32 protein-coding genes and 2 pseudogenes are annotated in these 26,339 nt (G+C 63.5%); 18 read left to right on the plus strand and 16 right to left on the minus strand.

The genetic code is table 11. The features are described 5' to 3' along the window. Together APY03_RS44915 and APY03_RS33465 are read left to right on the plus strand one after the other, a co-directional pair. Nucleotides 1-1,051 (plus strand): heavy metal translocating P-type ATPase (locus APY03_RS44915; protein WP_232324508.1); only part of this gene is annotated, 1,051 nt, incomplete at its 5' end. A gap of 41 nt (nt 1,052-1,092) precedes the next feature. After that, entirely contained in the window at nt 1,093-1,539 is a 447-nt protein-coding gene (locus APY03_RS33465) for a DUF411 domain-containing protein (RefSeq protein ID WP_068684085.1), read from the plus strand. 8 nt (nt 1,540-1,547) lie between these two features. Here APY03_RS33465 and APY03_RS33470 read toward each other — a convergent pair whose 3' ends face one another. The 6 genes from APY03_RS33470 to APY03_RS33495 all read right to left on the minus strand — a co-directional run bounded on the left by APY03_RS33470 (nt 1,548) and on the right by APY03_RS33495 (nt 5,417). Then, entirely contained in the window at nt 1,548-1,982 is a 435-nt protein-coding gene (locus APY03_RS33470) for a helix-turn-helix domain-containing protein (RefSeq protein ID WP_162487248.1), read from the minus strand. A gap of 156 nt (nt 1,983-2,138) precedes the next feature. After that, a complete protein-coding gene (locus APY03_RS33475; RefSeq protein WP_102906030.1) occupies nt 2,139-3,218 on the minus strand; it encodes an SGNH/GDSL hydrolase family protein in 1,080 nt (359 codons plus the stop codon). A gap of 554 nt (nt 3,219-3,772) precedes the next feature. Next, a complete protein-coding gene (locus tag APY03_RS33480; protein ID WP_068684091.1) occupies nt 3,773-3,985 on the minus strand; it encodes a GDCCVxC domain-containing (seleno)protein in 213 nt (70 codons plus the stop codon). Nucleotides 3,986-4,016: 31 nt separating this feature from the next. After that, nucleotides 4,017-4,712 (minus strand): cytochrome c biogenesis CcdA family protein, encoded by a 696-nt coding sequence (locus tag APY03_RS33485; RefSeq protein WP_068684093.1) that lies wholly within the window; start codon nt 4,710-4,712, stop codon nt 4,017-4,019. Between the two features lies 1 nt (nt 4,713). Continuing rightward, a complete protein-coding gene (locus APY03_RS33490) occupies nt 4,714-4,974 on the minus strand; it encodes a hypothetical protein (protein ID WP_068684095.1) in 261 nt (86 codons plus the stop codon). Next, nucleotides 4,971-5,417, minus strand: a complete 447-nt coding sequence (locus APY03_RS33495; RefSeq protein ID WP_068684097.1) for a heavy metal-responsive transcriptional regulator — start codon at nt 5,415-5,417, stop codon at nt 4,971-4,973. Before APY03_RS33495 ends, APY03_RS33490 begins: the two co-directional genes overlap by 4 nt. 102 nt (nt 5,418-5,519) lie before the next feature. On the opposite strand from APY03_RS33495, the gene APY03_RS33500 reads away from it, so the two are divergent. Continuing rightward, nucleotides 5,520-5,741 carry a hypothetical protein gene (locus APY03_RS33500; protein WP_068684099.1) on the plus strand — a complete coding sequence of 74 codons (222 nt, stop codon included), beginning with the start codon at nt 5,520-5,522 and terminating at the stop codon, nt 5,739-5,741. A gap of 969 nt (nt 5,742-6,710) precedes the next feature. Here APY03_RS33500 and APY03_RS33505 read toward each other — a convergent pair. The 3 genes from APY03_RS33505 to APY03_RS33515 all read right to left on the minus strand — a co-directional run bounded on the left by APY03_RS33505 (nt 6,711) and on the right by APY03_RS33515 (nt 8,042). Then, nucleotides 6,711-7,148, minus strand: coding sequence for a hypothetical protein (locus tag APY03_RS33505; RefSeq protein WP_068684101.1), 438 nt, complete (start codon nt 7,146-7,148; stop codon nt 6,711-6,713). A 194-nt stretch (nt 7,149-7,342) separates the two neighbouring features. Beyond that, nucleotides 7,343-7,636 (minus strand): hypothetical protein, encoded by a 294-nt coding sequence (locus APY03_RS33510; RefSeq protein WP_068684103.1) that lies wholly within the window; start codon nt 7,634-7,636, stop codon nt 7,343-7,345. A gap of 214 nt (nt 7,637-7,850) precedes the next feature. Continuing rightward, on the minus strand, nt 7,851-8,042 hold the full coding sequence (locus APY03_RS33515; RefSeq protein ID WP_068684105.1) for a heavy-metal-associated domain-containing protein: 192 nt from the start codon (nt 8,040-8,042) through the stop codon (nt 7,851-7,853). A 193-nt stretch (nt 8,043-8,235) separates the two neighbouring features. Here APY03_RS33515 and APY03_RS33520 point away from each other — a divergent pair, with 193 nt between their 5' ends. From APY03_RS33520 to APY03_RS33535, 4 genes are all read left to right on the plus strand, one after another. Further along, nucleotides 8,236-10,665, plus strand: a complete 2,430-nt coding sequence (locus APY03_RS33520) for a heavy metal translocating P-type ATPase (RefSeq protein WP_198161348.1) — start codon at nt 8,236-8,238, stop codon at nt 10,663-10,665. Next, nucleotides 10,662-11,123: a Cu(I)-responsive transcriptional regulator gene (cueR, locus tag APY03_RS33525; protein ID WP_068684109.1), complete on the plus strand. Its 462-nt coding sequence runs from the start codon at nt 10,662-10,664 to the stop codon at nt 11,121-11,123. The genes APY03_RS33520 and cueR overlap by 4 nt, the downstream gene beginning before the upstream one ends. Nucleotides 11,124-11,235: 112 nt before the next feature. Next, nucleotides 11,236-11,919, plus strand: coding sequence for a heavy metal response regulator transcription factor (locus APY03_RS33530; protein ID WP_068684111.1), 684 nt, complete (start codon nt 11,236-11,238; stop codon nt 11,917-11,919). Further along, on the plus strand, nt 11,916-13,337 hold the full coding sequence (locus APY03_RS33535; RefSeq protein ID WP_232081428.1) for a heavy metal sensor histidine kinase: 1,422 nt from the start codon (nt 11,916-11,918) through the stop codon (nt 13,335-13,337). The genes APY03_RS33530 and APY03_RS33535 overlap by 4 nt, the downstream gene beginning before the upstream one ends. 29 nt (nt 13,338-13,366) lie before the next feature. Here the strand turns inward: APY03_RS33535 and APY03_RS33540 are convergent, their stop codons facing one another. Then, nucleotides 13,367-14,305, minus strand: a complete 939-nt coding sequence (locus tag APY03_RS33540; RefSeq protein ID WP_068684113.1) for a LysR substrate-binding domain-containing protein — start codon at nt 14,303-14,305, stop codon at nt 13,367-13,369. 96 nt (nt 14,306-14,401) lie between these two features. Here APY03_RS33540 and APY03_RS33545 point away from each other — a divergent pair, with 96 nt between their 5' ends. The 7 genes from APY03_RS33545 (at nt 14,402) to APY03_RS33575 (ending at nt 19,803) form a co-directional block, all read left to right on the plus strand. Continuing rightward, a complete protein-coding gene (locus tag APY03_RS33545) occupies nt 14,402-14,854 on the plus strand; it encodes a hypothetical protein (RefSeq protein WP_102906033.1) in 453 nt (150 codons plus the stop codon). 102 nt (nt 14,855-14,956) lie between these two features. Continuing rightward, nucleotides 14,957-16,111 carry a trans-sulfuration enzyme family protein gene (locus APY03_RS33550; protein WP_068684159.1) on the plus strand — a complete coding sequence of 385 codons (1,155 nt, stop codon included), beginning with the start codon at nt 14,957-14,959 and terminating at the stop codon, nt 16,109-16,111. A gap of 23 nt (nt 16,112-16,134) precedes the next feature. Next, nucleotides 16,135-17,037 carry a transporter substrate-binding domain-containing protein gene (locus APY03_RS33555; protein WP_068684117.1) on the plus strand — a complete coding sequence of 301 codons (903 nt, stop codon included), beginning with the start codon at nt 16,135-16,137 and terminating at the stop codon, nt 17,035-17,037. A gap of 37 nt (nt 17,038-17,074) precedes the next feature. Continuing rightward, nucleotides 17,075-17,812: an amino acid ABC transporter permease gene (locus APY03_RS33560; RefSeq protein ID WP_068684119.1), complete on the plus strand. Its 738-nt coding sequence runs from the start codon at nt 17,075-17,077 to the stop codon at nt 17,810-17,812. Further along, nucleotides 17,812-18,501 (plus strand): amino acid ABC transporter permease, encoded by a 690-nt coding sequence (locus tag APY03_RS33565; RefSeq protein ID WP_068684121.1) that lies wholly within the window; start codon nt 17,812-17,814, stop codon nt 18,499-18,501. Before APY03_RS33560 ends, APY03_RS33565 begins: the two co-directional genes overlap by 1 nt. Before the next feature lie 9 nt (nt 18,502-18,510). Continuing rightward, nucleotides 18,511-19,245: an amino acid ABC transporter ATP-binding protein gene (locus tag APY03_RS33570; RefSeq protein ID WP_068684123.1), complete on the plus strand. Its 735-nt coding sequence runs from the start codon at nt 18,511-18,513 to the stop codon at nt 19,243-19,245. A 39-nt stretch (nt 19,246-19,284) separates the two neighbouring features. Next, nucleotides 19,285-19,803: a cupredoxin domain-containing protein gene (locus APY03_RS33575; protein ID WP_068684125.1), complete on the plus strand. Its 519-nt coding sequence runs from the start codon at nt 19,285-19,287 to the stop codon at nt 19,801-19,803. Here APY03_RS33575 and APY03_RS44920 read toward each other — a convergent pair. The 4 genes and pseudogenes from APY03_RS44920 to APY03_RS45780 all read right to left on the minus strand — a co-directional run. Next, nucleotides 19,757-20,040, minus strand: a pseudogene (locus APY03_RS44920) (IS110 family transposase); the annotation flags it as partial. The gene APY03_RS33575 and the pseudogene APY03_RS44920 overlap by 47 nt on opposite strands. 67 nt (nt 20,041-20,107) lie before the next feature. After that, on the minus strand, nt 20,108-20,872 hold the full coding sequence (istB, locus tag APY03_RS33580; protein WP_068684127.1) for an IS21-like element helper ATPase IstB: 765 nt from the start codon (nt 20,870-20,872) through the stop codon (nt 20,108-20,110). Next, nucleotides 20,859-22,466: an IS21 family transposase gene (istA, locus tag APY03_RS33585; RefSeq protein ID WP_068684129.1), complete on the minus strand. Its 1,608-nt coding sequence runs from the start codon at nt 22,464-22,466 to the stop codon at nt 20,859-20,861. The genes istB and istA overlap by 14 nt, the downstream gene beginning before the upstream one ends. 152 nt (nt 22,467-22,618) lie before the next feature. Further along, nucleotides 22,619-23,444 (minus strand): annotated as a pseudogene (locus tag APY03_RS45780) (transposase); the annotation flags it as partial. A 141-nt stretch (nt 23,445-23,585) separates the two neighbouring features. On the opposite strand from APY03_RS45780, the gene APY03_RS42915 reads away from it, so the two are divergent. The 4 genes from APY03_RS42915 (at nt 23,586) to APY03_RS33600 (ending at nt 25,127) form a co-directional block, all read left to right on the plus strand. Then, nucleotides 23,586-24,110, plus strand: a complete 525-nt coding sequence (locus tag APY03_RS42915; RefSeq protein WP_068684131.1) for an H-NS family nucleoid-associated regulatory protein — start codon at nt 23,586-23,588, stop codon at nt 24,108-24,110. Nucleotides 24,111-24,550: 440 nt separating this feature from the next. Continuing rightward, entirely contained in the window at nt 24,551-24,715 is a 165-nt protein-coding gene (locus APY03_RS42030) for a hypothetical protein (RefSeq protein WP_232324510.1), read from the plus strand. Continuing rightward, nucleotides 24,712-24,882 (plus strand): hypothetical protein, encoded by a 171-nt coding sequence (locus APY03_RS42035; protein WP_157103496.1) that lies wholly within the window; start codon nt 24,712-24,714, stop codon nt 24,880-24,882. Before APY03_RS42030 ends, APY03_RS42035 begins: the two co-directional genes overlap by 4 nt. Further along, nucleotides 24,879-25,127: a hypothetical protein gene (locus APY03_RS33600; protein ID WP_068684133.1), complete on the plus strand. Its 249-nt coding sequence runs from the start codon at nt 24,879-24,881 to the stop codon at nt 25,125-25,127. The genes APY03_RS42035 and APY03_RS33600 overlap by 4 nt, the downstream gene beginning before the upstream one ends. Before the next feature lie 216 nt (nt 25,128-25,343). Here the strand turns inward: APY03_RS33600 and APY03_RS33605 are convergent, their stop codons facing one another. Together APY03_RS33605 and APY03_RS44930 are read right to left on the minus strand one after the other, a co-directional pair. Next, the gene (locus tag APY03_RS33605) at nt 25,344-26,138 is read right to left on the minus strand and encodes an SDR family oxidoreductase (RefSeq protein ID WP_068684135.1); all 795 of its coding nucleotides are present in this window, start codon (nt 26,136-26,138) and stop codon (nt 25,344-25,346) included. Beyond that, a partial coding sequence (locus tag APY03_RS44930) for a hypothetical protein (protein ID WP_232324511.1) occupies nt 26,128-26,339 on the minus strand: 212 nt, incomplete at its 5' end. The genes APY03_RS44930 and APY03_RS33605, both read right to left, overlap by 11 nt.

The raw sequence follows: 26,339 nt of genomic DNA on the forward strand, positions 1-26,339 counted from the left end.
TCCGATGTCCATCATGGTGGGCGTCGGTAAGGGAGCCCAGCACGGCGTTCTGATCCGCGATGCCGAGGCGCTGGAGCGCATGGAAAAGGTGGATACATTGGTGGTCGACAAGACCGGCACATTGACCGAGGGCAAGCCGAAGGTCGTGCATGTCGAGGCAGCGGAAGGCTTTGACGCCGATACCGTGCTTCAGAAGCTCGCCAGCGTGGAAAGGGCAAGCGAGCACCCGTTGGCCGCCGCGATCGTCGCCGATGCTCAGGAGCGCCAGTTGCCGTTGTTGCCGGTCACCGACTTCGACTCTCCCGTCGGCAAGGGTGTGGTGGGGACCGTGCAAGGCGCTCGGGTGGTTTCAGGTAGCGCAAAGTTTCTGGCCGAGCACGGCATCGAAACGGGCACTCTGAACGTGGCGGCCGAAGGCGTTCGTGCACAGGCGGCAACGGTCATCTTCGTGGGCATCGGCGGGCAGATGGCCGGCTTCGTCGGCATCGCGGATCCGATCAAGGCCAGCACGCCGCAGGCCATTGCCACGCTGCGGGCGGAAGGCATTCGGGTCGTTATGCTCACGGGTGACGGGCGAACCACTGCGCAGGCTGTCGGGCGTCAACTCGGCATCGACGAAGTGATCGCCGAGGTTCTACCGCAAGACAAGTCGTTGGTGGTTGAGCGTCTGAAGGCCGAAGGTCGCGTCGTCGCCATGGCGGGCGACGGCGTCAACGATGCGCCTGCCCTGGCTGCTGCGGATGTCGGCATCGCCATGGGAACCGGCACCGATGTGGCCATGGAGAGTTCGGGCGTGACGCTGCTGCATGGCGACCTCATGGGCATCGCGCGGGCCCGTCGCCTCTCGCAAGTGACGATGAAGAACATCCGAACCAATCTCTTCTTCGCCTTTGTCTACAACGCCGCCGGCATACCGCTCGCGGCGGGCGTGCTCTACCCGTTCTTCGGCATCCTGCTGTCGCCGGTGATCGCGGCGGCTGCGATGGCGCTGTCTTCCGTCAGCGTCATTGCCAACTCGCTGCGTCTGCGCACAAGCAGAGTGATTGACTAAACCGTTGCTGCCAACGGGCAAGCAAATCCGAAAGGACCCATATGAAAAGACGTTCATTCCTCCTCGGGATCGCAGCGACCCCAATACTGCAAACGGGCCCGTCCCATGCAGCTGCTCCGATCCATGTCTACAAGAACCCCGACTGTGGCTGCTGCAGCGCATGGGTCGACCACCTGAAGGCGGCCGGTTTTACCGTGCAAGTGACCGAAAGCCCAGACACCTCGAGCCTTCGCAAGCGTTTCGGGATGCCGGAGCGCCTTGCAGGTTGCCACACCGCGACGCTGGAGGGCTATGTCCTGGAAGGTCATGTGCCCGCGGCCGATATCAAGCGCTTGCTGGCGATGAAGCCGCAGGCCCTCGGCCTGGCCGTACCCGGGATGCCGGTGGGGTCCCCCGGCATGGAATACGGCGACCGCCGTGATCCTTACAAAGTACTTCTTGTCGATCGCACTGGGCGGGAGCGTGTCTTCGCCAGCTATCCCGGGTAGGCGCCTCGTCAGCCGCGCCAGGAGAGGCGCGATCCCTGTACCGAAAGAATGCCTTTTTTCTGGAGCGATGGAAGCGCTCGATACAGCGCTTCCGCAGTGACGCCGAGCTCGGCCGCGAGCTCCATGCGCGTGCCTGGCCGGTCATAGCTTCCGTCCTGTCCCTCGGTGAGGAGCAAGTGCATCAGCCGCTTGATGCGTGCGCGTTGGCGGCGGGATTGCAAACCCAGCGATTCGATCCAGGCCCAGGGGGTGCCCTGGTCGCCGTCGATCGCCTCGCGCAGCTGTCGTATGGGAAAGGCGAGCAGCTCCCATGCGCTGCGACAAACCGCATCGCAATGGTAGCTGGTCAGGCTGGCTTCGGCGAGGAATGCGCGGCTCGCGCGTTGTCCTACAGCGGCGCGCAGCTCGAGGGCGTGGTTTCGCATCCGGGCGGCCGCTTCCACGTCCACTACGCCGGCGCAGCGCTCGAAGTTTCCGGACATGTCGATGCATATGCGGTGGCGAGCGGAAGTATCCTGAAACTGCCGCTCTAATAGGTCTCCCCTGCGAAGGCCTCTTCAGCCAGACCAGACGAAAGCGGTTGTTATCGCGTGATCGCCCTATGACGTTCGAGCTTTGGGTTGCTCTACTAATGGCGCGAGAAAACGCTCCACCTCTTCATCGGAAATCGGCGTCACGCCTAGGCCGAATACCTCGTTAAGGCGCTGCACCAACGACTGCGCCCATAGCGTATTCCAAGCAAGGCCGGGGTGAAGATCCTTCAGCAGAGCGTTGCGCGGATCGTCGCCGGCGGTATAGGTCACCCGCAGGGTCGTTCCGATCTCGACGGCGCGGAACGCAGGCTTGCCATCGGCAGTGCGTGAACCCCAAAGGCGCTCAAACCATCCGAAGTCATCAAAGTAGGCGAGTCGTGGGTCGCCGCGCACCAGATTGCGCAGCGCGTCGTTGAAGTTCGCCACGGCTGCGCGTAGGTTGCGCGTCTGGACCTCGGTCTGATAGCTCTCGAGGTTGGAAGGGTCGTCGGCCTCGTTCCCGATGCCGACCACGAGGATTCGCGTTGACGGATGCGAGGCGCGGATTAGTGCCATGGCCGCGGCAATTTCGCCTTTGCAGTACGCGGTGGTCGCATGAAGCCGGGCAGCCATTGGATCACGCGCCTGCAGATCGATCAGGGCGCTCCAGTCGTTGATGCCGATCCGGATCACCACCACCCCGCGTTGCCACTGTTCTGGCGTCTGGTTCATCAACGCGACGAGCCGTGGCGCCTGTCGGAATCGGCCTCGCATGAGATTCCGGCAAGCGGCGCCCGAGTTCGCGAAGTTGTAGAGATAGTCTTGCTTGGGTGGCGAGCGTCCGCCGGCCAGCCCAAGCCACTCGCGCCCGCGCGCGATCGGGCCGGGCCATCCCCATTGGACCCATGGCCCGAGATCGAATTCCTCCCCTCGCAGGCGTGCCAAGACTTCGGTCCATTGAAAGGTTTGCAAACGATGTGCGCCGCCCCGCTCTCCGTTTTGCATAGGAAACCAGACGGTGTCGTGATACGACTGACTGCTGGAATCGCCCAGCACGGCGAGCGGAATGACCTTGGGGTGCGCCTTGGACTTTGCGCCGGTCGAAGGCATGCCATTGGGCCACACTCTCATCATGAGGACCACCAAGATGATGGCGACAGCTGCCACGGCGCAGGCCGTGAATCCGATGTGCCGACAAAATTGAAAGCTGCGATTGGTTGGCTGATCGAGCCTTTCACTATCGGGCCTGGGAAGTCCTCGAAGTCACGGAAGGTGCAGCCGGCGCAGACGTCCATCGTACCCATTCCCAATCCCTCAAACTGCCAAAGTTTCATCTCGGGGCATCCGCTCTCGAGCGGGCGCAAACCGCTGCCATGATGTTGATATCGTCACGTGGAACCATAACGGAACTCCAGAGTGGATTGACGGGACCGAACCAAGATGCCTGCCTCTTGCGCAGCAACTAAGATCGATGCGAGGGCACATTCCATCACTTCAGCGAGTCGCCGACAAGGCTGCACGAAATGCCAATCCTGCCACTTGCTATGGGGCGATCGCACCCTTGCAACCGATTTCAGACCACTAGGCCGACGCGGCGCCCGAAGGGTACGGAGACATCGATGCGTATGCAGCGGCGAGCGGAAGCATGCTGAACTGCCGCTCCGGTGGACCTGATGCAGCGGCCGATGCAATCGGGCGGCATCTGCGTCCAAAAGACTTGCTCAGCCGCAGCAAGGGCGTTGCGCCTGGACCGGCGGACACGGCACCGACCCGAACGAGCAGAACACGCAGCAGTCCCCGGGCTTGGGGCGAAGCACCACCTTGCAGCCTTCGCACTCGTAGAAGAACAGGCAAGCGTCGATTGGCGTCGCCTCTCGCTTGGCGTGGCCGCCGTGAGGGCAGATCAGCAGCGAGTCGAACAACAGGGCATTCATCGGGGTGGCGAAGCCATCCTGGACTGCGGCGTCAGACGGCCAGCTCCGGTATCCAGAAGAACTGGGCGTTGAGCATGTAGAGGCCCATGAGGACGAGTGCGACACCGCCGACGATGTCGAATGCCCGCTGGTAACGCGCAAGCGGCTGCAGTTGCTCCAGCCAGCCCATGGCGCCCGCGCCCAGTGCGATCGGCACCGCGCGCCCGAGCGCGAAGGCCAACAGCAGCAGCGCACCCCAGGCCGGCGACCCGATGCCGGCCACGACACCGAGCATCACGATCAGCGCCGGCGTGCACGCGGGGCAGATCGCGATCGCAAAGGGAACGCCCAGTGCGAAGGCGCCCCAAGAGCCCGTAGCACGCCAGGCACGCAACGACAGGCCCTTGAACGGCAGACGGATCCAGCCTGGCCACAGCAAGCCCATCAGGATGAGCCACGGCCCGAGCACCAGTCCCCAGTAGCGCCCGAGCAGGGACTGCACGCCCCTGCCGCCGGCGCCGGCTACCGCACCCAGCAGCACATGCGTGAGCACCATGCCGGCGATGAACATGCCGCCAAAAACCAACGCCTGGCGCGGCGCGCGCGCCTTGGTCACGTAGGCCAGGGACACTGGGATGGCTGCCAAGGCGACCGGGTTGAAGCTGAATAAAAAGCCGGTCAGGAAACTGACCACGAGCGCCGCCATGCCGGTGTGCTGCATGGCCTGCTGGAACGCCTCGTTGACCATATCAACCCACGCCGCGGCGACGCTCGTGTATCGCCGCGGCGAGTGCGTCAGGCGCGGGGAGAGATGCGAACACCAATACGCCATCTATAGCCACGGCAGGCGACCGGAGCACCCCCAGCTCGACGGCATAGTCGAGGGCCGCGAGGATGTCGAGTTCGTTCCAGTCGATAGCCGGGTCGACCTGCCGGGCCGCAGCGCGCAGACCGTCCAGTTCGCGAAGGCATTTCGCGCACCCAGAAGCGCGCAGCACTTCGATCTTCATCGCGTGGATCCTTGGTCGCTTCCGGAAAGGGCAGCAAGAATTGAGCAATCCTCAGCCGGACGGGCATCGTTGCTGCAGTCGGAGATGAGTTGGTCCAACCCTTTGGACATCCCTTTCATGGCTTTGATGCGCGCTTCCAGCTCGAGCTTCTTCTCGATCACTTTGCCGCGCACGTCGCTGCAGCACGTCGAGGCCTTGTCGCGCAACTGCAGCAAGCTCTGGATCTCTGCCAGCGTGAAGCCGCAGTGCTGCGCCTGCTTGATGAAGCGCAGTCGCTGCACCGCCTCCAGCCCGTACAGGCGGTAGCCATTCTCGGACTTGCTCGGTACCTGCATCAGACCTTCGCGCTCGTAAAAGCGAACGGCATTGGCCGAGACCTCCACCAGCGCGGCAAGTTTGCCTACGGTCAGGCGTTCGGGCGCGAAGGGAGAAGCAGCAGCCATAGTGAAGAATAAACCTTCGCCCCAGGACGAAGGTCAAGCGCCCCCTCGATTGACCTTGCCATAGGATGAAGGTTTACGCTGCGGCAGCGGCAGGAAGCCGCGATGGGAGATGCCGTGATAGAACAGCTTGATGTTGGCATTACCACCCTGGAACAGAGGCTGCTACAGCTTTACAAGCAGGCAGTGGATGAACGACACATGGATGTTGCCGAGCAGTTGCTGTGCGCGCTGGAGCAGCTCGCGAAGTCCGATCTCGCCGGCAAGGACGCAGTAGAGGAAGCTTACCTTTGGATCTGCTGCGGTCGTCACCCACTCGATGCCTGAGGAGCACTCTCGATCTCTTACGGTACTTGCCGCTGTTCGATCGTGCGCGCCACTTTTCAACAATCTGTCATGGCTCCGCGGCGGAGTTGAGCGGTCGAGCTATCAAGCAGCGCCACAGTTCGCCAACCACGCTGAAACGTGTCGACCTCTCCGAGAAAGGTCGAGCAGCCGAGCACGCGCTGGCGGCGAGCACCAGACCAACAGGCCAATCGCCCGATGGAAGGTGGCCATGAGCATCTATTCGACATTCCCGGAAGTTCACGCGGCCACCGAGCGGCGTGCCGAACATCCGGGAAAGGGGGCCATCAGCATATCTCTCGGCACGCGCAGCCCGTTTACTCACGTGGCGCCCGTCTGCGGGCACAGCAGGCACGTCTTTGCCGTGACCGAGCTCAACGCTACTTCTCGCCGGAAGGAATTTCGTTCCGCCGCATGGCATCGAGAGTCTCTTGACGAACCTGCTCGCGTGTCTTGCCAGGGCCTGTCTTGGCGACTGGCCACGGAGCGCCGTATCGACTCGCCAAGGTCCAATGACGCTGCTTGCTTGCCGTCTCGAGTTCAGTCACCACTTGCGCCCTGGGCATTTCCTTGGCGGGGTCATGATCGCGGTGAAACACGACCCCGGCCTCGTTAGGCGCAAAGTGAGAGGGGGCGTCAGCAGAGGCTGCGAAGGGTACTGCAGCTGAGACACCAAAGACGATTGCGAATGCCAGCGATGGTCTGTTTAGCATGATGTGTCTCCACAGTGGGCGCCGTGATCACCTTGATCGGGCGATGTCGATCCAATCGACATGCAACCCACTGTACGGATCCATGCTTTGCACCCAGCCGACACGCGCATTACAAATGCGTTATCCCAGTTTCCGTTGCCGATTCCTCAAGCACAAAAGAATGCACGCAGCGGACAGATGCCCGCTGCGTGCATGCTCCATCTCGCGCGGTGACGCTCGCTGGATCTGCTAGGCGATATCAGCGGCTGGCCGTCCTTGCCGAGGCGCGGTTGCTTTCGATGCTTTGAACCAGCGCTGTGTACTCTGGACCAGAACGCAGCCGCGCGTATTCGGCAGCAGCTTGCCTGTAAGCTGGGCGCGACAGGTCGGAACCAGCTTCGCCGTTCTGCGCCGCGGCCAGACCCGATCGCATCCAGATCAGGGTGTCCGCCATCACGGCGGCCCTGCTGCCGGCCGAGACCATCGCAATCGCGCGCGGATTGCCTTCGGGATAGCCTTGCGTGGGAGCAGCCTGAGCCCAGCGTTGCGCGTCGGCAGCTACTTCCGCGCGGCTCAACGACGACACTAGCGGAGTGGGTCTCGGATCTCCCTCGGCATAGTTTCCGGCAAGCGCGGGGGCGCCGTATGCGGTCAGAAGGGCGGCAATGGCCAGGGAAGTCTTGAGGGTGTGCTTCATTTGAATCTCCAGGGAAAATTAGTGCTCAACGCTCGGTGAGTCGAAGTCCGCCCGCGCGGTCCTGTCGGCCACCGAACAAAATTGATGACCTGTGACGCCCAGCTGCCTGGACGCCTCTCGATCGGCAGCTCCAGGGAGCTGCGCGGCGATGAGGGCTGCCGGTTTAGAAGGCCTAATCGCGCCGAGCGGGCCGCTTACTTCGGCGTACCGCCTGGCGCGGGATGCCCATGAGGACGTGCCTCGCGCGCTTGCTGGCGATCTTGGCCCCTCATTTCGGACTTGGTGGTCTTCTTCACGCCAGAGCCTTCGCCCTCGGCAGTGCTGCCATCCCGGATCTGCCTGACGCCTGCCGGCTTCGCGCTTTTCTTGGCTTCAGCCGCGGCTTGTGATTTGGTGTTGGTCTGCGGGACAGCCTCCTGCGTGTGGCTCTGCGCGTAAGCGCCGCCGAAGAACACGGTGGCCGCAATGGCAAGGAGAGTCTTTTTCATTTCAATTCCTTCTAGGTTGGGCATGACGCTGGCGCACCGACTGTGGCGCCGGTCTCGCTGCATCAAGACCAACTGTAGAAAGTACGGCGCGACGAGAGGCTTACCCGTACATGACAACTTTGTTATCTGACGCCTTCACGAGCATGATCGCAGGACATGGACACGCCGCAACGCGGGAGCACCCAGCGCCTCCTGTCATGCCGGCGCGGCTCCCTTAGGCTGCCGGGTAACCTGCCTCGGCCAGCGCGGTGGCAACGCTGGCGCGGTCCTCAGCGCTCTCGACGCGCACTTTCTTGGCGGGAAGATTCACTTCAATCTTGGCTTGCGGGTCCAAGCCCTTGACCGCTTGGGTGACGCGGCTGGCGCAATGGCCGCAGGTCATCGATTGGATTTCGAACTCATGCATCAGTAGCTCCTTCGGTGAATGGGAAGATGGCAAGTCTCAGGTTTCCCTCCATGGGAAGGTCAACGTGCGGTGCGAGATTGACCTTAAGAAACGCAGGAATTTGCCGTGGGCGCCTTGACCTTCCCATGATGGGAAACAGGACATTCCTGAACTTCGGATACTTTGGATACTTTGGATACTTTGGATACAAGAGATGTCGATGAACAGCAGTTTGAAGATGCCGTTGCCCGCCGGCGGCTTGAGGGAGTGGTCCCTCCCCATTGAGGGAATGACGTGTGCCTCCTGCGTTGCACGGGTAGAGAAGTCCCTCGCTGGCGTGCCCGGTGTCATCGATGCCACCGTGAACTTGGCGACAGAGGCGGCCAGTATTCGCGCCGACAGCTCTGTTGACCTGGGCACGCTGAGAGGCGCGGTCGAGAAGGCGGGCTACGGCGTCGGTGAGCAGACGCTCGACTTGCAGATCGAAGGCATGACCTGCGCGTCGTGTGTCGCGCGCGTCGAGAAGGCGCTGGCCAAGGTTCCCGGCGTGGCTTCCGCCATGGTGAACCTCGCCACGGAAAAGGCTGAGATCAAGCTCGCAAGCCGAGATGTTGACTTGCCGGCACTTATCGCTGCGGTTCGTAAGGCCGGCTATAGCGCACGCCAAGCCGACGATGCGGGCGATGTGTCCGACAAGCCAGCACGCCGTTTGCCCGATTGGTGGCCCGTCGCCGTGGCCGCGCTGTTGTCGGCACCGCTGCTGCTTCCGATGTTCGGATTGCTCTTCAACAGCGAATGGATGCTCGACGGCTGGCTGCAGCTCGCGTTGGCAACCCCGGTTCAGTTTTGGCTAGGCGCACGCTTCTATCGCGCCGGGTGGAAGGCTTTGAAGGCTGGCGCTGGCAACATGGATTTGCTGGTGGCCCTGGGCACCAGCGCCGGTTACGGGCTGAGCGTCTACCTGCTCTACGCGCATGCGGGCCATGGCATGCCGCCGCACCTGTACTTCGAGGCGTCGGCGGTGGTGATCACGCTGGTTCTGCTGGGCAAGTGGCTGGAGGTTCGGGCCAAGCGTCAGACCACGGAGGCCATTCGAGCCTTGAATGCGCTGCGCCCCGAGCGGGCGCGCATACGCCGCGACAGCGTGGAGCAGGACGTGCCCGTGGAGCAGGTCCGAGTCGGTGATCTGGTGATCGTCCGTCCTGGCGAACGTGTACCTGTAGATGGCGTTATTGTCGAGGGCTCCAGCGACATCGACGAGTCGCTGATCACCGGCGAGAGCCTGCCGGTTGCCAAGCATGTGGAGGACGCCGTGACAGGCGGCTCGGTCAACGGGCAGGGGTTGCTCATCGCGCGCACTACCGCTGTGGGTGCCGAATCGACGCTCGCGCGCATCGTGCGGCTGGTCGAATCCGCGCAGGCGAAGAAGGCGCCGATCCAGCGCCTGGTGGACCGGGTCAGCAGCGTGTTCGTGCCGGTCGTCATCGGCATCGCAATGCTGACCGTGCTCGGCTGGGGCTTCGGCACGGGCGACTGGGAGGCCGCGATTCTGAACGCGGTGGCCGTGCTCGTGATCGCCTGCCCCTGTGCGCTGGGCCTGGCGACGCCGACCGCGATCATGGCCGGCACCGGCGTGGCGGCGCGGCACGGGGTGCTGATCAAGGACGCCGAGGCGCTCGAAGTGGCGCACGGCGTAAAGATCGTGGCCTTCGACAAGACGGGCACGCTGACCGAGGGACGACCCGAGCTGGTGGCTTTCGAGGCAGCGGACGGCGATGCGGCCGCCTTGCTTCGCGCGAGCGCGGCCATCCAGGCGGGCAGCGAGCATCCGCTGGCGCGCGCGGTGCTCGCGCGGGCGCACGAGATGGGACTCGAGATTCCGCGCGCCGGCGAGGTGCACGCCATGGCCGGGCGCGGCATGGCCGCCGCGGTCGAAGGCCGCGCGCTGCGCCTGGGCAGCACGCGCTTCATGCGCGAGCTCTCGGTGCCGCTCGGCAAGCTCGAAGCAAGCGCATCGCAGCTACAGGCCGAAGGCCGCACGGTGTCCTGGCTGGCCGACGTCAGCGCAAATCCGGCGCTGATCGGCCTTCTGGCCTTCGGCGATGCGCCGAAAGTGAATGCCGCGGCCGCCATCGAGCAGCTGCACGCGCAAGGCATCCGTACGGCGCTGGTCACCGGCGACAACCGCGGCAGTGCCGAGGCGATGGCGAAGCTGCTGAAGATCGACACCGTGCGCGCCGAGGTGCTGCCCGAAGACAAGGCCTCGATCGTCGCGCAGCTGAAGTCAAGCGGTGAACGCGTCGCGATGGTGGGCGACGGCATCAACGATGCGCCGGCGCTGGCCGCCGCCGATGTCGGCATCGCGATGTCCACCGGCACCGACGTCGCGATGCATGCCGCCGGCATCACGCTGATGCGCGGCGACCCGGCCCTTGTGAGCGACGCGATCGACATCTCGCGCCGCACCTACGCCAAGATCCGGCAGAACCTGTTCTGGGCCTTCGTCTACAACGTGGTCGGCATCCCGCTGGCGGCTTTCGGCCTGCTGAGCCCGGTGATCGCGGGCGCTGCGATGGCCTTCAGCAGCGTGAGTGTAGTAAGCAATGCGCTGCTCCTGCGGCGCTGGAAAGGAAGTTCGCAATGAGCAGCAGCCAGGCGGCCATCGGCACGCAGCCCTTCAACATCGGCGAGGCGGCGGCCCGCTCCGGGGTCAATGCGAAGATGATCCGTCACTACGAATTGCTCGGGCTGTTGCCCAAGATCGGCCGCACGGACTCGGGTTATCGCCAGTACACCCAGAACGATGTGCACACGCTGCGGTTCATTCGTCGCGCACGCTCCCTGGGCTTTAGTATGGTCGAGATCGCCGAACTGCTGAAGCTGTGGCAGAACAAGCGTCGCGCGAGCGCCGCTGTCAAGCGCATTGCTCTCGCGCACGCCGATGACCTCAGCCGACGCATCGAGGAAATGGAGGCCATGAAGCGCACGCTCGAGCGCCTAGCCGACTGCTGCCAAGGAGACGACCGACCGGACTGCCCCATCATTGATGAGCTCGCCGAGCTCACCGGCTTCGCGGGCTGCCATCCCACATTCAAACAATAATGTAGAACACAATTACGGCGGTGACCTGATGATGACTCTGGAGGCGGCAGCTTGAGCGCGCTGGGCCTTAGGATTCCTTCGTTGGGTCTCACCGCAGCGTCAAACCAGCACCATGAAAATTCTTCTTGTTGAGGACGAGACGCGAGCGGCGGACTACCTGCGCCAGGGCTTGGTCGAAAGCGGCTACACCGTGGAGTTGGCGTTCAATGGCACCGACGGCTTGCATGCCGCGCTCACTGGCGATCACGACCTGGTTGTGCTGGACATCATGCTGCCGGGCATCGACGGCTATGCCGTCCTTTCGGCGCTTCGCACCGCCAAACAGACGCCGGTCCTGATGCTCACGGCGCGCGGACAGACCGGCGACAAGGTGCGCGGATTCGATCTCGGAGCGGACGACTATCTGGTCAAGCCGTTCGAATTCCCGGAACTGCTGGCGCGCGTACGAGCGCTCCTGCGACGCGGTCAGCCCGCGCCCCAGGAAACCATGCTTCGATTGGGCGATCTGGAGGTCGACCCGGTGCGGCATCGCGCCACCCGACATGGCCAGCGCATCGACCTCTCCGCCAAAGAGTTCGCGCTGCTCACACTGCTCGTTCAGCGCACGGGAGAAGTGCTGTCGCGAACCCAGATCTCGTCCTTGGTGTGGGACATCCATTTTGACTCGGACACGAACGTGGTCGAAGTGGCGATACGACGCCTGCGCGCCAAGATTGATGACCCATTCGAGGTCAAGCTGATTCACACGGTGCGCGGCGTGGGATACGTGCTTGAGCGACGGGACGCGCCGTCGTGAGAATCAGTTTGCGCAAGAGGCTGGTCGGCGCATCGCTCGCTGCGCGGCTGGCGGTGGCGGGTTCCTTGTTCGGGTTGGTTATTGCGGGCGGTGCCATTTTCCTGGGCTATTGGACGCTATCGGACCAGCTTGACAAGCGTACGGCCGCGGAGCTCGACGGCAAGGTGCTCCTGCTTGCACACCTGCTTTCGGAGATTCCGGCGCCCCTCGCGATCTCCGAACAGCTGCATCGCTTCAACGACCTGTTGGTGGGCCACGACGATCTTCATCTCGCGATCGTGGAGGTTGGCACGAACCGGATCATTTGGTCGTCGTCCGCCGTCGCGCAAGGAACCGTGGAGCGCCTCGGAATTCAAGGAACGAATGACACCTCGAAGGAGTGGAGTGCCGCGCCGGCGCAACGCTACAGCACCGCTGTGGGGGTTCGGCCCGTCGCCTCGGGAGAGCCGGTTCGTTTCTATCTCTCGATCGATCGACAAGCAGACGCGGCCCTGCTACGGGCGTTTGTCGGCGCGACCTTGCTCGGCGTGCCTTTCCTGCTCGTGCTTGTGTCGGCCGGTGTGTGGCTGATCGTGCGCACCGGGCTGCTGCCAATGACACGTTTCGGCCGCTTGGCTGCCTCCGTCAACACATCGTCCCTTGCGCAGCGGCTGTCGTTGGACGGTTTGCCGGCCGAATTGAGTGCGCTCGCGCGCGAATTCAACGCCATGCTCGAGCGAATGGACGAAGGCGTGCGCAGGCTCAAGGAGTTCTCGGGAGACCTTGCCCACGAGATGCGCACCCCTGTCGCAACGCTGATGGGGCGCTCGCAGGTTGCGCTGTCGCAGCAGCGAACAAATGAGGAGCTGCGCGACGTCCTTGCCGGCAACATCGATGAGCTTCAGCGGCTCAGCCGGCTCATCTCGGACATGCTGTTCATTGCGCGCGCCGATCAGGCCGACATCGCCATGGAGAGGGAACACGTAGCGCTGCATGAGGCCGCACTGCACGTTGCCGATTATCTGAGCGTGCTGGCGGAGGAGCGCAACGTCACCGTCAGCATCTATGGCCAAGCGGAAGTGCGGGGTGACCGCATGCTCTTGCAGCGCGCTGTGACCAATCTTCTGTCCAATGCAATCCGACATGCCTCGCCTGCGAGCGAAGTCCGCGTCGAGATATCTCGGCGTGATGAGTTCGCATTGCTCGCGGTGGCCAACCAGGGCAGCGGCATTGCGCCTGAGCACCTGGAGCGAATCTTTGAGCGCTTCTATCGCATCGACTCTGCGCGCGCGCGCCACGACGGCGGCACCGGTCTTGGGCTGGCAATCGTTCGCACGATCATGTCGGCGCACCAGGGGCACGTGGAGGCCCGAAGCGCCGGTGGGGTGACCACCGTGACGCTGCACATTCCGATCGATCTGCATGCGCCAAGCGCGTAGCGCTGCTGCGTTGTGCCCGACAAAGGCGATCAGGATTTCAAAGCTGGCTTGAGGAAGGTTGCGAGAGCCTTCTGATCTCCCGCCAGCTGGATACGCATGAGCTGGAGCACTCGTTGTGCAACGCTGGACAGTGGCTGACCCGGGGGAAGCACCAGCAGCCCGGCGAAGGAGATGTCCAGCGACAGCGCACGGATGACGAGACCTCGCTGGGCGTACTCCAGTGCGGTGATGGGGTTGACGACGCCGATTCCCAGCCCGTGCATGGCCATCTCGCAGACGCTCGCGGCGTACGGGGTCTCGACCGCCACTCTGAGGCTGACGCCACAGTCCTCCAGCGCGCGCTCCAGGCGTCGTCGGGAAGCATCCTCGGGGTTGAGCGCAAGGAAGGGCTCTTCTGCGAGCTGGCGCGGTTGAACGGTTCTGGTGTTGGCCAGCCGGTGCTTCGCATGCATGACCACAACGCCTGGAAAGCGTGCGAATTCCGAATGTTCCAGGCCCGTCGTGGGCATCTCATCGGCCATGAGCCCAAAGTCTGCCTGACCTGCCAACACGGCATCGTGCACTTCACGCGAACTCAGCACCTGCAACGAAATCTGCGGTCTTCCCTCGGCGTCGGGCCGCTCGGCCACAAGCCGCGACAAGGCGCGGGGAACGAAGGTCAATCCGAATGCCGGATAGACCGCCATCCGCAGCGTGTTGACGCCATAGCGCTTCAAGCTGCGCATGCGGTGCTCGATACTGCTCAGGCCCACGTAAGCGCGCTCGACCTCGATCAGAAGCGCACGCGCTTCGGCTGTCGGCTGCAAGCGGCCGCGCAGCCGCCGGAACAAGGCAAAGCCGGCCGCGTCCTCCAGCCTGCGCAGCGACTGACTGATGGCGGGCTGCGTGACGCCCATGAGTACCGCCGCTTTGCTGGCGGATCCGACGGACATCACGGAGCGGAAAACCTCGATTTCCCGGAGCAACATATAAGCAGCACTTATGAAGTAAGAAATTGGCGGGTGATCCAGATTATCGTCGCAGCCCTAGAGTCGGTAGCTTCAGCCACCCCTCTGGAGAGCGCCATGAAACTTCAAACCGCCTTGGCAATGATTGCCCTTGCTTTTGCCGTGCCCTCCTGGGCGCACGATTTTTCGGCCGACATCGCCAAGTTCAACAGCATCGCAGCCACCAAGAAGCTCGACAGCGAACCGGCCGTTGCTGCGAAGCTCGCACTGGAGCGCGCTCAAGGTGAGATTGAGCAGTCGGACGTGAAGATGGTGTTGCGTATCCGCTCGATGACCAATACGGGCCTGCGCACGCTCGGCGAGCAACCCGCTTTCCTAACCAGTGAGTTCAAACGGCTGGAGACTGCGCTGGCCAATCCGAAGACCAATGACGCCGCCAAAATTGCCGCGGCAAAGGAGATCTTCGCCAAGCTGGCGGTCGAAATGCGGGTGTACACCGACCTGGAGAACATGGCCGTCGAGCAGATGAAGCAGGCCTTGCAGCTCATCGAATCCGCACCTGCCAAATAGGGGCGCCGGCACTGCCGGCCACGGCACAAGGATGCCATTGCGTGCAGGACCACCTCAGGGCAAGGCGCGAACCTTGCATTAGTGAACTCACCATTTCTCATCGTGAACTCTCAAACTTCAATCAACGACGCGTTTGCCAGCTTGGTTCCGCCGGTGTGGCGTGCCTCGACCGTGGTGTTCGATTCGCTCGACGATTTCGTCCATCGACGCAGCCGCATGCCCGACGGCTTCAGCTACGGAACCACCGGCACGCCCACCCAGCGCGCGCTGGAGACGCGCATCGCCGAGCTGGACGGCGCCGCACATTGCGTCGTTTTTCCTTCAGGGCAGGCGGCGATCTGCGGCACCCTGTTGGCGTTGCTCAAGCAGGGCGATCACCTTCTGATGACCGATGCCGCCTATGGCCTCGCCAAATCGTTCGCCGTCGAACGCCTGGAAGCTCTCGGTGTCGAAGTCGAGTTCTATCCACCACGCATCGGGGCCGACATCGAGCGGTTCATTCGCCCCACGACCCGACTTATCTGGTTGGAGTCGCCAGGGACGGTGACGATGGAGCTGGAAGACGTGCCGTCCATCACCGCCGTCGCCCGCGCCCACGGCGTGGTGACGGCGATCGACAACACGTGGGCGAGTCCGCGGGGCTTTCCTGCGCTGGGACATGGTGTGGACCTGTGCATCCATGCCTGCACCAAATACATGGGCGGACACTCGGACGTTTTGATGGGCAGCATCGCCACCAACGACGAGCGCCTGTATCGATCGCTGAGAGGTCTGCAATCGCTGATGGGACTGGCTGTCAGCGCAGAGGACTGCTTCCTCGTGTCGCGTGGGCTCGACACCATGCAGGTGCGGATGGAGCGCCAGGCGGCGAGCGCGCAAATGATCGCCGACAGGCTCTCAAGGCACCCATTGGTTCGCCAGATGCTCTTTCCTGCGCTGCCTTGCGCACCGGACCATGCCCTATGGGCCCGCGACTTCAAGCTGTCGGGATGCCTGATGTCGCTGCAGCTCGTGGACTCGCCCTACGAGGCCTACCGCGCGATGTTCCGTAAGCTGAAGCTGTTCTCGATCGGCGCGAGCTGGGGCGGCGTGCGCAGCATTGCTGCTTTCTACCCCGCGGAGGAACTGGCCAAGCGCCAGTTCTGCGATGTGCAGGGCCCCGTCATTCGATTCTCCGTCGGCTTGCAGGATCCGCAAGAGCTGCTCGACGAACTGCTGGGCGCCTTGAGCGCCTTCGAAGCCTGTATCAAACTTTAACCCCAAGACGTCTGGAGCCTGCGATGACTTTCAAACCGATGATCAAGTCCCTTGTTGCGGCCGCCAGCCTCGCGCTGTGTGCCGGTGTGGCCGCGCAGCCGCTGGACGGCACGCTCAAGAAAATTAAGGACACCGGAACCATCACGGTGGCGACTCGCGGTGCCTCCATTCCGTTCAACTACCTGGACGACAACAATAAGCAGACGGGCTTCGCCTGGGACATTTCGCAGCGAGTGGCCGAGCAGGTCAAGAAGGAGTTGAAACTCGCAAAGCTGGACGTCAAGACGCTGGAGGTCACGCCGCAGACGCGTATTCCACTGGTGGCCAACCAGACCGTCGACCTCGAGTGCAGTTCCACCACCAACAACGCCGAGCGACAGAACCAGGTTTCCTTCTCGACCACCTTCTTCGTGGTCGGAGCGCGCCTGCTCGTGCGCAAGAACTCGGGGATCAAGCACTGGTCCGACCTGGTCGGCAAGAACGTCGTCGTCAGCGCAGGAACGACCGCCGAGCGCATGCTGCGCCGCCTCAACGAGCAGAACAAGTGGGGCATCAACATCATCCTGGCCAAGGACATCAACGAGAACTTCCTGACGGTCGAAACCGGGCGGGCGGTTGCGGCCACCCAGGACGACATCATTCTCTTCAGCAATATCGCGCGCGCCAGGAATCCGGCCGACTGGGAAGTGGTGGGCGTTCCGCAACAGAAGGAGGCCTACGGCTGCATGCTGCGAAAGGGCGATGTCGCCTTCAAGAAGCTGGTCGACAGCGTGATCGTGGGAATGATGCGCTCGGGAGAGTTTGCGTCGCTGTACGAGAAATACTTCCTCAAGCCCATCGCCGTGAAGGGAAGCGTCACCGTCAATTTCCCGATGTCGCCGGATATCCAGGAGCTCATTCGCAACCCGAACGACCAGCCGCTGTAATCGCCTGGAATTCAGACCGCACGAACCGCACTGAACGATGCACTACGCCTGGGATTGGCTGATTTTCTTCAAACCCTCAGTCACAGGGGAGGGCCTCTACGGGCTGATGCTGCTGCGCGGCCTGTTGTGGACCGTCCTCCTGTCGTTGCTGGCCTGGACGCTGGCGCTGGGCATCGGCTTGGTCGCCGGCGTGGCGAGGACGCTGACCAACCGTCCGGCGCGCTACCTATCCACGGTGTACATCCACTGCTTCCGCAACACACCGCTGCTGGTCCAGCTGTTTCTCTGGTACTTCGTCGTACCGGAATTGCTGCCGGTCGAATGGGGCAGTGCGATCAAGCAGATGAATCCGACCACCAACCAGTTCCTAACCGTGCTGGTTGGCTTGACACTCTACACGGCCGCGAAGGCGGCCGAGCAGGTGCGAGCGGGCATCGAATCGGTGCCGACAAGTCAGAAGCAGGCGGCCATGGCACTTGGGCTTGGGACGGCGGCGGCCTACCGGCACGTGATCCTGCCGCAGGCCCTGCGCATCGTCATTCCGCCGTTGACGTCGGACTTTCTGAACGTGTTCAAGAACTCGGCCGTGGCGCTCACCATCGGGCTCATGGAATTGACTGGGCAGACACGCCAGCTCAGTGAGTTCAGCGCTCACCCGTTCGAGGCTTTTATTGCCGCGACGGTGATCTACATGGCGATTACCTATGGCGTGATTTTGTTGATGCGCCATATCGAGCTCCGGGTGCGCGTGACAGGTCTGCTGGGAGGCACCTGATGGGTTACGACTTCGACTGGGTTTCGCTGCAGCGCGCTTGGCCATACCTCATGCAGGGCCTGCAGATGACCGCCTTCCTGGTGGTGGTCGCCATGGCTGCAGGCATCGGCCTTGGAACCCTGCTGGCCATCGCCCGCATCTTTGCGCCTCGTCCGATCGCGACCGCCGTTGCTGGCTATGTGAACCTGTTCCGTTCGATTCCGCTGATTCTCACGATCCTTTGGATCTACTTCCTGATGCCCGTGGTGCTCAGGACTGTCACCGGCGATCCAAACCTCAGCGTGGGACCGATCTATGCGGCGCTGGTGGCCTTCGTCCTCGCGGAGTCGGCCTACTACTGCGAGATCATCCGCGCCGGCATCGGCAGCGTCCGCGCAGGCCAGATGCAGGCGGCCCAGTCGCTGGGCATGACGCCCTGGCAAGCCATGCGCCACGTCATCCTGCCGCAGGCGTTTCGCAACATGACGCCGTCGCTGATCAACCAGACCATTGCGTTGCTCAAGGACACGTCGCTCGTCTACGTAATCAGTCTGAACGATTTTCTCGGGGCCGCGACCAAGGTGGGACAACGCGACGGGCGCGTTGTCGAGGTCTACATCCTCGTCGCGCTCGTCTACTTGGCGCTGTGCACGGCCGGTGCCTGGTGGGTCACATGGCTGCAACGGCGCAAGATCGCATCGGCACTTTGAATGAACTCCATGATTGAAATCAACGATGTCTCCAAGTGGTACGGAAAATTTCCTGTGCTGAGCGATTGCAGCACGACCATCCGTGAGGGCGAGGTGGTCGTGGTTTGCGGGCCATCCGGCTCTGGTAAATCGACCCTCATCAAGACCGTCAATGCACTCGAACCCATCCAACGTGGCAGCATCACGGTCAATGGCATCCAGGTCGCCGATCCCGGGACCGACTTGCCGAGGCTGCGTGCCAAAGTCGGCATGGTATTCCAGCACTTCGAGTTGTTTCCCCACTTGAACGTGACAGACAATCTCACGTTGGCACAGGTTCAGGTACTGAAGCGATCTCGCTCCGAAGCGGTTGAGCGAGGATTGCGGATGCTTGATCGGGTCGGACTTTCGGCGCACAAGGACAAGTTTCCGGGTCAGCTTTCGGGCGGCCAACAGCAGCGCGTCGCCATCGCGCGGGCGCTGTCCATGGATCCGATCGTCATGCTGTTCGACGAGCCGACCTCGGCACTCGATCCGGAGATGGTCGGCGAGGTGCTCGAGGTCATGGTGCAGCTCGCGGGCGAAGGAATGACAATGATGGTGGTCACGCACGAGATGGGCTTTGCCAGGCAGGTGAGTGACCGGGTGATCTTCATGGACCAGGGAAGAATCCTCGAGGACTGCGCGCGTGACGAGTTCTTCGGCCAGCCGGAGGGCCGGACACCGCGTGCCCAGGACTTCCTCTCTAAAATCCTGCAGCATTGACGACCCTGATTCTGCCCTGCCTCAATTTAAGGAACCACAATGAAATCGATCAAGGTACTCGTGCTTGCCGCTACGCTGGCCCTTTCAGGCGTTGTACTCGCGCATGGGGACGAGGATCACAGCAAGCCCTCCGGCCCCGTCAAGAAAGAGCAGAAGGACTGGGGAATCGCGGGAGAGGCGAGGGCGGCCAAGCGGACCGTCGCCGTCAGGATGACGGACAACATGCGCTTCACGCCCGACCGCATCCAGGTGAAGCAGGGCGAAACGGTCAGGTTGTCGATCAAGAACGATGGGAAATTGATGCACGAGTTCGTCCTGGGCACGAAGAAGGAGCTCGATGAACACGCGGCGCTCATGAAGAAATTTCCCAACATGGAGCATGACGAGCCTTACATGGCGCACGTTGCTCCGGGCAAGACGGGCGAGATCGTATGGACTTTCAACCGGGCCGGTGATTTCGACTTTGCTTGCCTCATTGCGGGTCACTACGAAGCCGGGATGGTCGGTAAGGTCAAGGTTGTAGCGGCCTCAGCTGCACGGCAAAGTGCCGCGCGCTAGCGCCAGCTGGGGAGGCATTTCTCTCGAGATAGCGCCATAGGGCGATCGCCAGCCGCCGCGCAAGCGCGACAATGCCGATCCGTCGCATGCGCTTGCCGGCGACGGCAAAGCGCTGATTGAACCCCATTGGCTCAACTGGCTGGCCGGCTGGAAGCGGAGCCAACTCCACGCGAGTTCGACCATCAGCCATCGACTGCGTTTGTTTCCGGCCTTGCTGATGCCCTGCTCAACCCCGGATGGCCACTTCAAATTCCCCCACCTGTGGCCGCGCAAACTCCTCCAGGCAGGACGATCGAATTATTGATCAGTCATGGTCGGCATTGAGCGCCAATCGGGCGGCGGCCTCCTTGAGTCGGTAGCTTTTTCCCTCGAACTCGAGCATGACGGCGCGATGCATGAGGCGGTCCAGGATGGTCGTGCCCATGGTGGCATCGCCGAGATACTTGCCCCAGTCCTGCACGACCCGGTTAGAGGTGACGATGATGCTGCTGCGACGCTTGTAGCGTTGATGGACGACAGACTGCAGCACCTCGGCGCCGGTGTCCGAGATGCGCCGCGCCAGGAACAGATCGTCCAGTACAAGGAGATCGGGTTCCACATAGGCGTTCAGCATGGCGGCCTGCTCAGCCGGCGTGGACAGCGCGAAACGGGCGAACTCGGTGTCGGCCTCGACGTAGCGCACCTCGTGCCCTTGCAGGGTAGCCTGGTAGGCCACGGCCTTGGCGACGTGGCTCTTGCCGGTGCCCGGCTTGCCGATGATCAGGGCGTTGGCGCCTTCGCCGATGAACTTCAGAGTGTGCAGCTCGAAGCAGGCCTGACGCGGCAGCTTGGGGTTGAAGCGCCAGTCGAAGTCGCCCAGCGTCAGCCGTTCCTCGAGCTTGGAATGCTTGAAGCGCCGCTCGGTCAGCCGCGAGTGGCGCCGGTCGAGTTCGTCCTGCAGCATGGTGGCGAAGGTCTCCAGGAAGGGCTGTTGCGACGACTGCGCCTGCATCACGCGCGTGTTCAGGGTGGCGGCGATGCCCGACAGGCGCAGATCGCGCAGAGCGCGTTCAATCTCATTGAGGGTCATGCTTGCGAACTCCGGTGGTGGGGAGATGGGAGGGCTGGGCGGCACAGCGCGCGAACAGCTCGGCGTAGATGTCGGCGGGCCGGATCAGCGGATGCTCCTGGGTCAATGCGAGCTCGCCTTGCATCGGGCTGTCGACGGTGTCGATCGCGGCCAGCGCGTCGGCCACGAACTTCTCGGTCAGCTCCTTGACGTGGCGATAGCTGTGCACGCCATCAACGATGGCGCGCGCACAGGCGCAGTCCACGAGGCGCCGCGGATAGCGGTTGGCCAGGCTCACGATGCCCCACAGCTTGCGCTGACCCACGCGCCCCTCGACGGCGAACAGCATCTGGCACAGCCGTTCGGCGTCAGGGCCGATCGCCCTGGCTTGGCCGAGGATGCGACGTGTCTCGCGCGAGGGGTTGAACACGCGCTCGTCTTGCGGCAGCACAACCGTGCCCGGACGTTCGACGCGCGCGTGGGTGCGCAGCAGCGCCTGCGTCTTGAGGTCGCGGATCTCGATTCGGCGCTCGAACAGACGCACCAGCACCCGGCTGCCGATGGGCGCCGGGCGCGCGGCGTAGCTGCTGTGATCGATGCGCACACAAGTGTCGTCGCAGACGGTGCGCTGGGCCTCGGTGAAGTACTGCATGCCCAGCATCGGCAGCGGCTGCAGCAGCGGGCGCTCCTCCTCGAACATGGCCTGCACTTGGCGGCGCGTGCTGCCGTGGATGCGCGGGGCCGCCCACTTGCGCTCCCAGTGCTCCAGGAATTCGTTCTGCTCCTCCAGGGACTCGAAGCGCCGCCCCTTCAGGGCCGTGGCCTGCGTGTGGCCGATGGCGTTCTCCACGCTGCCCTTGCGATTGGGGTCCCGCACCCTGGCCGGGTCGCCGACCACGCCATAGTGGGCCAAGGTGGCGGCGTACACGGGATTGAGCTCGGGCTCGTACAGGTCTGGCCGCAGCACGCCTTCCTTGAGGTTGTCCAGCACGACGTAGCGGCAACTGCCGCCGAAGTAGCGCCAGGCCTGCTCGTGCAATCTGGCCCAGGTCTCCTGGCTGGACTTCCACACGACGCGGCGGAAGCTGCGCCGCGAATAGCGCAGCGTCGCCACGAACAGGCGCGGCTTGCGATAGCGCTCGGTGCCCGGCACGCGCGTGGGCGCACCCTCACCGTAGTCGACCTGCATCTCCTCACCGGGCAGGAATTCCAGGCGATCGAATTGCTCGGGCTGGCGCTGGCGCAACCGGGCCACGAAGCGTTTGACCGAGCCGTACGCGCCGGCGAAGCCGAACTGGTCGACCAGATCCTGGTAGATGGCCGTGGCGTTGCGCCGCAGACGCAGTTGCGCTTCGATGAAGCTGCGGTGCGGTTCGCATGCCGACACGGCACCGGCGTGGCCGCCCGTCGCGGCCGGTGGCCGGGGTGGGGGAAATTGCGCTGCTGAGCCGGTGGCCACCCCGGAGGAATTCGGCGCGGCCGCAGCGAAACGCTTCTGGTAGCCACGGATCGTCTTGCGGTCGATTCCCGTCACGCGCTCGATCTCGCGCTGGCTGGCCCCCGCGGCCAGCAGGGTCCAGATGGTCGTTTGCAGATGCGGCTTCAAGACGTTCACTCCAGTGCCCTCCCAGTTGAGAGGGCGGAAAGTAACGTCCTGCCTGGTCCGACCCCAGCGCAGCGCACGCCGCGCTCAGCGCTTCAGCGCGCCGCCGGGGTGGGGGAATTTAGCTGGCCAAAGGTGGAGGAGTTTGGGTGGCCGCCGGGGAGCTCAACGTCGCTGGTGCCACTGGCGTAGGGCGTCGGCGCCAGGCCCAGGCAGCCGGCAAGTTCACGCCGGTTGTGGAACCGCCGCCAGCCAAACAGTTCCTTGACCAGGGTCCATGCACTTCCCGTGCCGATACCTGCCAGCCGGGCGAGCAGTGCGATCGCGGGTTGTGCACCGCTGCGGACCTGATGCTGCTGCAGTGTCTCCAGCGCCCTGATCTGCCTGGCAACCAGCGACAGGCGTTCGAACTCGCGCTCAATCTCGGCGCGCAAACCTGGCAACAGTCGCACGGCGTGCTGAGTCCACCAGCCCACCCCGCGCGCCCACCGATGCGCTCGACCCGCAGGTTGTGCAGCACCAGCAGCGAACGGATCCGGTTGCTGTGGGCAGTGCGCTCCTGCCGCAGGCGGCCGAGTTCCCGGTGCACGCGCCGCTCATCCTCCTGCTCCGGGCTGGGGATCCGCGCAACGGCCCACACCCGCCGTTCACCAGCGTGATAGCGCATCAGCATCGACAGCAGCTTGTCGCTGTCGAGCCGATCCGTCTTCGCGCGGCGCGCGCGCCGGTTGACTTCGATACTGGCCGAGTCCACTACGAGATTGGCGATGCCTTGTTCGGTCAGCCAGCGGTGCAGCCAGAAGCCGTCACGGCCAGCCTCGTAGCAACTGCGCACCGGCACTTGCCCGGCCAGGCCGCAACGTGCCTTGGCCCTCGTGATCGCTGTCAGCACAGACGCCGTGTCCCCTGCAGCGACCGAGCATCGGCTCGGCGCGCGCACGCCGTCACCCAGCGACAGCTTCCAGCTCTTGTCGCCCAATCAAAGGCCATGTACAGCCGGCCGGTGATCGTCGTATCCTGCCCCTGAAGGGCTGTGTCAGGCGCGCATTTGCATGCTCTCCTTTCGAACGAGTCTCCGAATCCTCGTTCTACTCCAGGGGCTTACCTCCGTGGCCCCTTCCATAGTATCTAATGACCCAGACTTACGCCCAGATCCAGAGGAAGATCGCGGCTCTTCAGCAATCCGCTGACGCACTACGCCACAAGGAAGTCGCGGGCGTTGTCGCTCGCATCAAGACTGCGATCGAGCACTATGGGTTGACGGCGCATCAACTCGGGTTCGGCGGCGCGGTTGCGAGTGCCAAGGCTTCGGCCAAGAGGCCGGGGGTCAAGAGCGTGAAGAGCGAAAAGAGCGACCGGGCCGCGAAGTACAGCGACGGCAATGGCAAGTCCTGGTCCGGCATCGGAAAGCGCCCTTTCTGGATTCGTGACGCGCTCGCGGCTGGGAAGTCCTTAGACGATTTCTTGACGGGAACTGCGCCTGCCCTTGGCCAGGTCGCAAAAGTTCGGTCAAAGCGCCTGAAACAAAAGCGGAGTCCATCAACGCTGCTCTACCGCGACGGCGCCGGAAATTCCTGGACTGGCCGTGGCCCGCAGCCGCGCTGGATGAAGGAAGCCATCGCAGGCGGAAAGACGCTTGAAGAGCTGAAGGGTTGAGCTGAACGCAAGAAGTCCAGGACCCTGGCGCCAAGCTACAAGGGATCGAGCCACGGCTGCGACGAGTCATGAAGCCGGTCTCGACGATCAGCGACGCAGGTGACGCATCACCCAGTGATCCGCCCACAGGAGAGGTGCGGGTGCGCTGGGGTTGCTTGAGCTGACACCGAACGATGTCGCCGCCATGTTTGGGTTGTGTTGGATCAGCACATCGCCACGAAGCCGAAGCGGACTATTGAGGTAGTGCTCATTGACTATCACGGGCAGTATCTGCGTTCCTCCAGGTGGAGGCGGATCAAGGCGCGGGTCCTAGCGCGTGATAATCGGATCTGTCAATGCTGCGGTGGCCGCGGTATGCGCAACGACGAGGTGCTGCGCATCGAGAACGGCGCCCGCCGCGAAGAGACAGGTGCCGGCGTCCGGCGCCGCTGGGTCAGACCGTGGAGAGTAAGACCGGGAAGGGCTTGGTGGAATACCTCAGCCCCGAGATCATGGTCAAGGCGCAGGCTATCCTGGAGCGCTACGCCGCGCCGCTGCAGCAACGGCTCGCGCGCGAGCTGCGCGACCTCGAATCGGCACCTGCGTTGACTGCAAGAGTGGCGTGATCGACCCGTCGTTCGCCGAAACGCGGCTCGAGATCCATTCGCAGCAGAAGGAACTACTCGATCTAGAGGACGTCGGCCCAGCTGTGCGAAAGCGGGCGGAACGCGAGGTCCGTCTTGCCGGCAAGGCCCTTGAAGTCCTCGGGCTCACGCTCGCTGCCGAAGGATGAGCGCCGAGGAGCGACGCGCCCTCAAGGACCGCCGTCGGGACGAACTGCGTCGAGCGATCCTCAAGCTAAAAAACCGCGGACAGAGCATCTCGATCACCGCCGTTGCGCGCGAGGCCGGCGTGACACCGGCCCTGTTGCACAACACGTATCCCGACATTGCCAAGGAGATAGGGAGCCTGCTGGGCAAAAGTTCGCGCGCCCAACGTGACGCGGCGAGGGATGACTTGGCGCGGAGGCCGGATTGAGAACGGGAAGCTGCGCGCAGAGAGGAAAAGGGCGGAGCACCAAGCGCGCCAGTTGGCTTCAATGCTGGAAGCGATGCGCTACGAGTTCGCGCTCGCGCGCGCCGTGGCGGAAGGTAGGCTCGTGCCAATGAAGGGCATGACTCATCCTTGAATTTTTGCTTCGCCGCCGGGGCGGGCGTGCGGGCCGCCGGAGCTGGTGCTTCGTCAAACGTGCGCTCAGTACGCGCGCGTGAATCCGCCGTCGTGCAGCAAGTTCGCGCCGGTCATGTGATCCGACAATGCACCGAGCAGTTGCTCGACGACCACGGCAACTTCTTCCGGCGTACCGTACTTGCCCAGCGGAATGTTCGAGGTCTCGTCGGCCAAGCGCTGAGCGAAGCTGACGCCCGCCTGTTCGGCGCGTCGTTGCAGGGAGGCCATGTAGTCGGGCGTCAGCGTGCCGCCGAGCGACAAGGTGTTGATGTGGATGCCACGCTCGCCCAGGGCGAACGCGAGCGTCTTTGCCTCGGCTAGCCAGGCGCAACGCAGAACGTTGCTCGTCGCGTAGTGGCCGAGCGCTTGCACCGACGTAACGGCCGAGATGATCACTACCTTGACGCGCTGGCCCTGAGCCGGGTTGGGTTGCATCGCGGGGATTACCGCCTTCAAAAGCCCCAAGGGGCCGATGAAGCTGCGCTGGAACAGCGTGCGCCAAGTGTCGTTGGGCGGCAGGCAATCGTTCGTCGGAGGCATCTGCGGCGGCATCATCACAACGCCGTCGAGCACGGTGCTTTGGTCGACGAGCCGTTCACCGAAGGCGGCGGCGGCGGCGTCGTCACCCATGTCGACCGGGATGGCTTCGTAGCGGCCGGGGCGAACCGACCGCAGCTCGTCGCAAAGCGCAAGCAGCCTGCCTTCATCGCGAGCCGCAAGCACCAGAGCACGCCCCGATTGCGCCAGCCGGGCGCAGACGGCGCGTCCGATACCACCGGTCGCGCCGGTAACGAGAACGGAACGGCTGTCAGTGCTCATGGACGCTCCTTGGCACGGCGACCGTGGCGGGCCGCAAGTTGCGCATTGTGCGCTCGTGGACCGCGCTTGGCACCGGTTCATTCGCGACCGTCGTCGCGCGCAGTTGCGACCGCCACGGGCTGGTCTCAACTTCGACGCAAACCACTACGATGGTGGCCGCTTGAACCGCCCCGGATTTTGAGGAGGCTCCTTCGATTGAGA

The organism is Variovorax sp. WDL1 (assembly GCF_001541225.1).
GTDB lineage: Bacteria > Pseudomonadota > Gammaproteobacteria > Burkholderiales > Burkholderiaceae_C > Variovorax.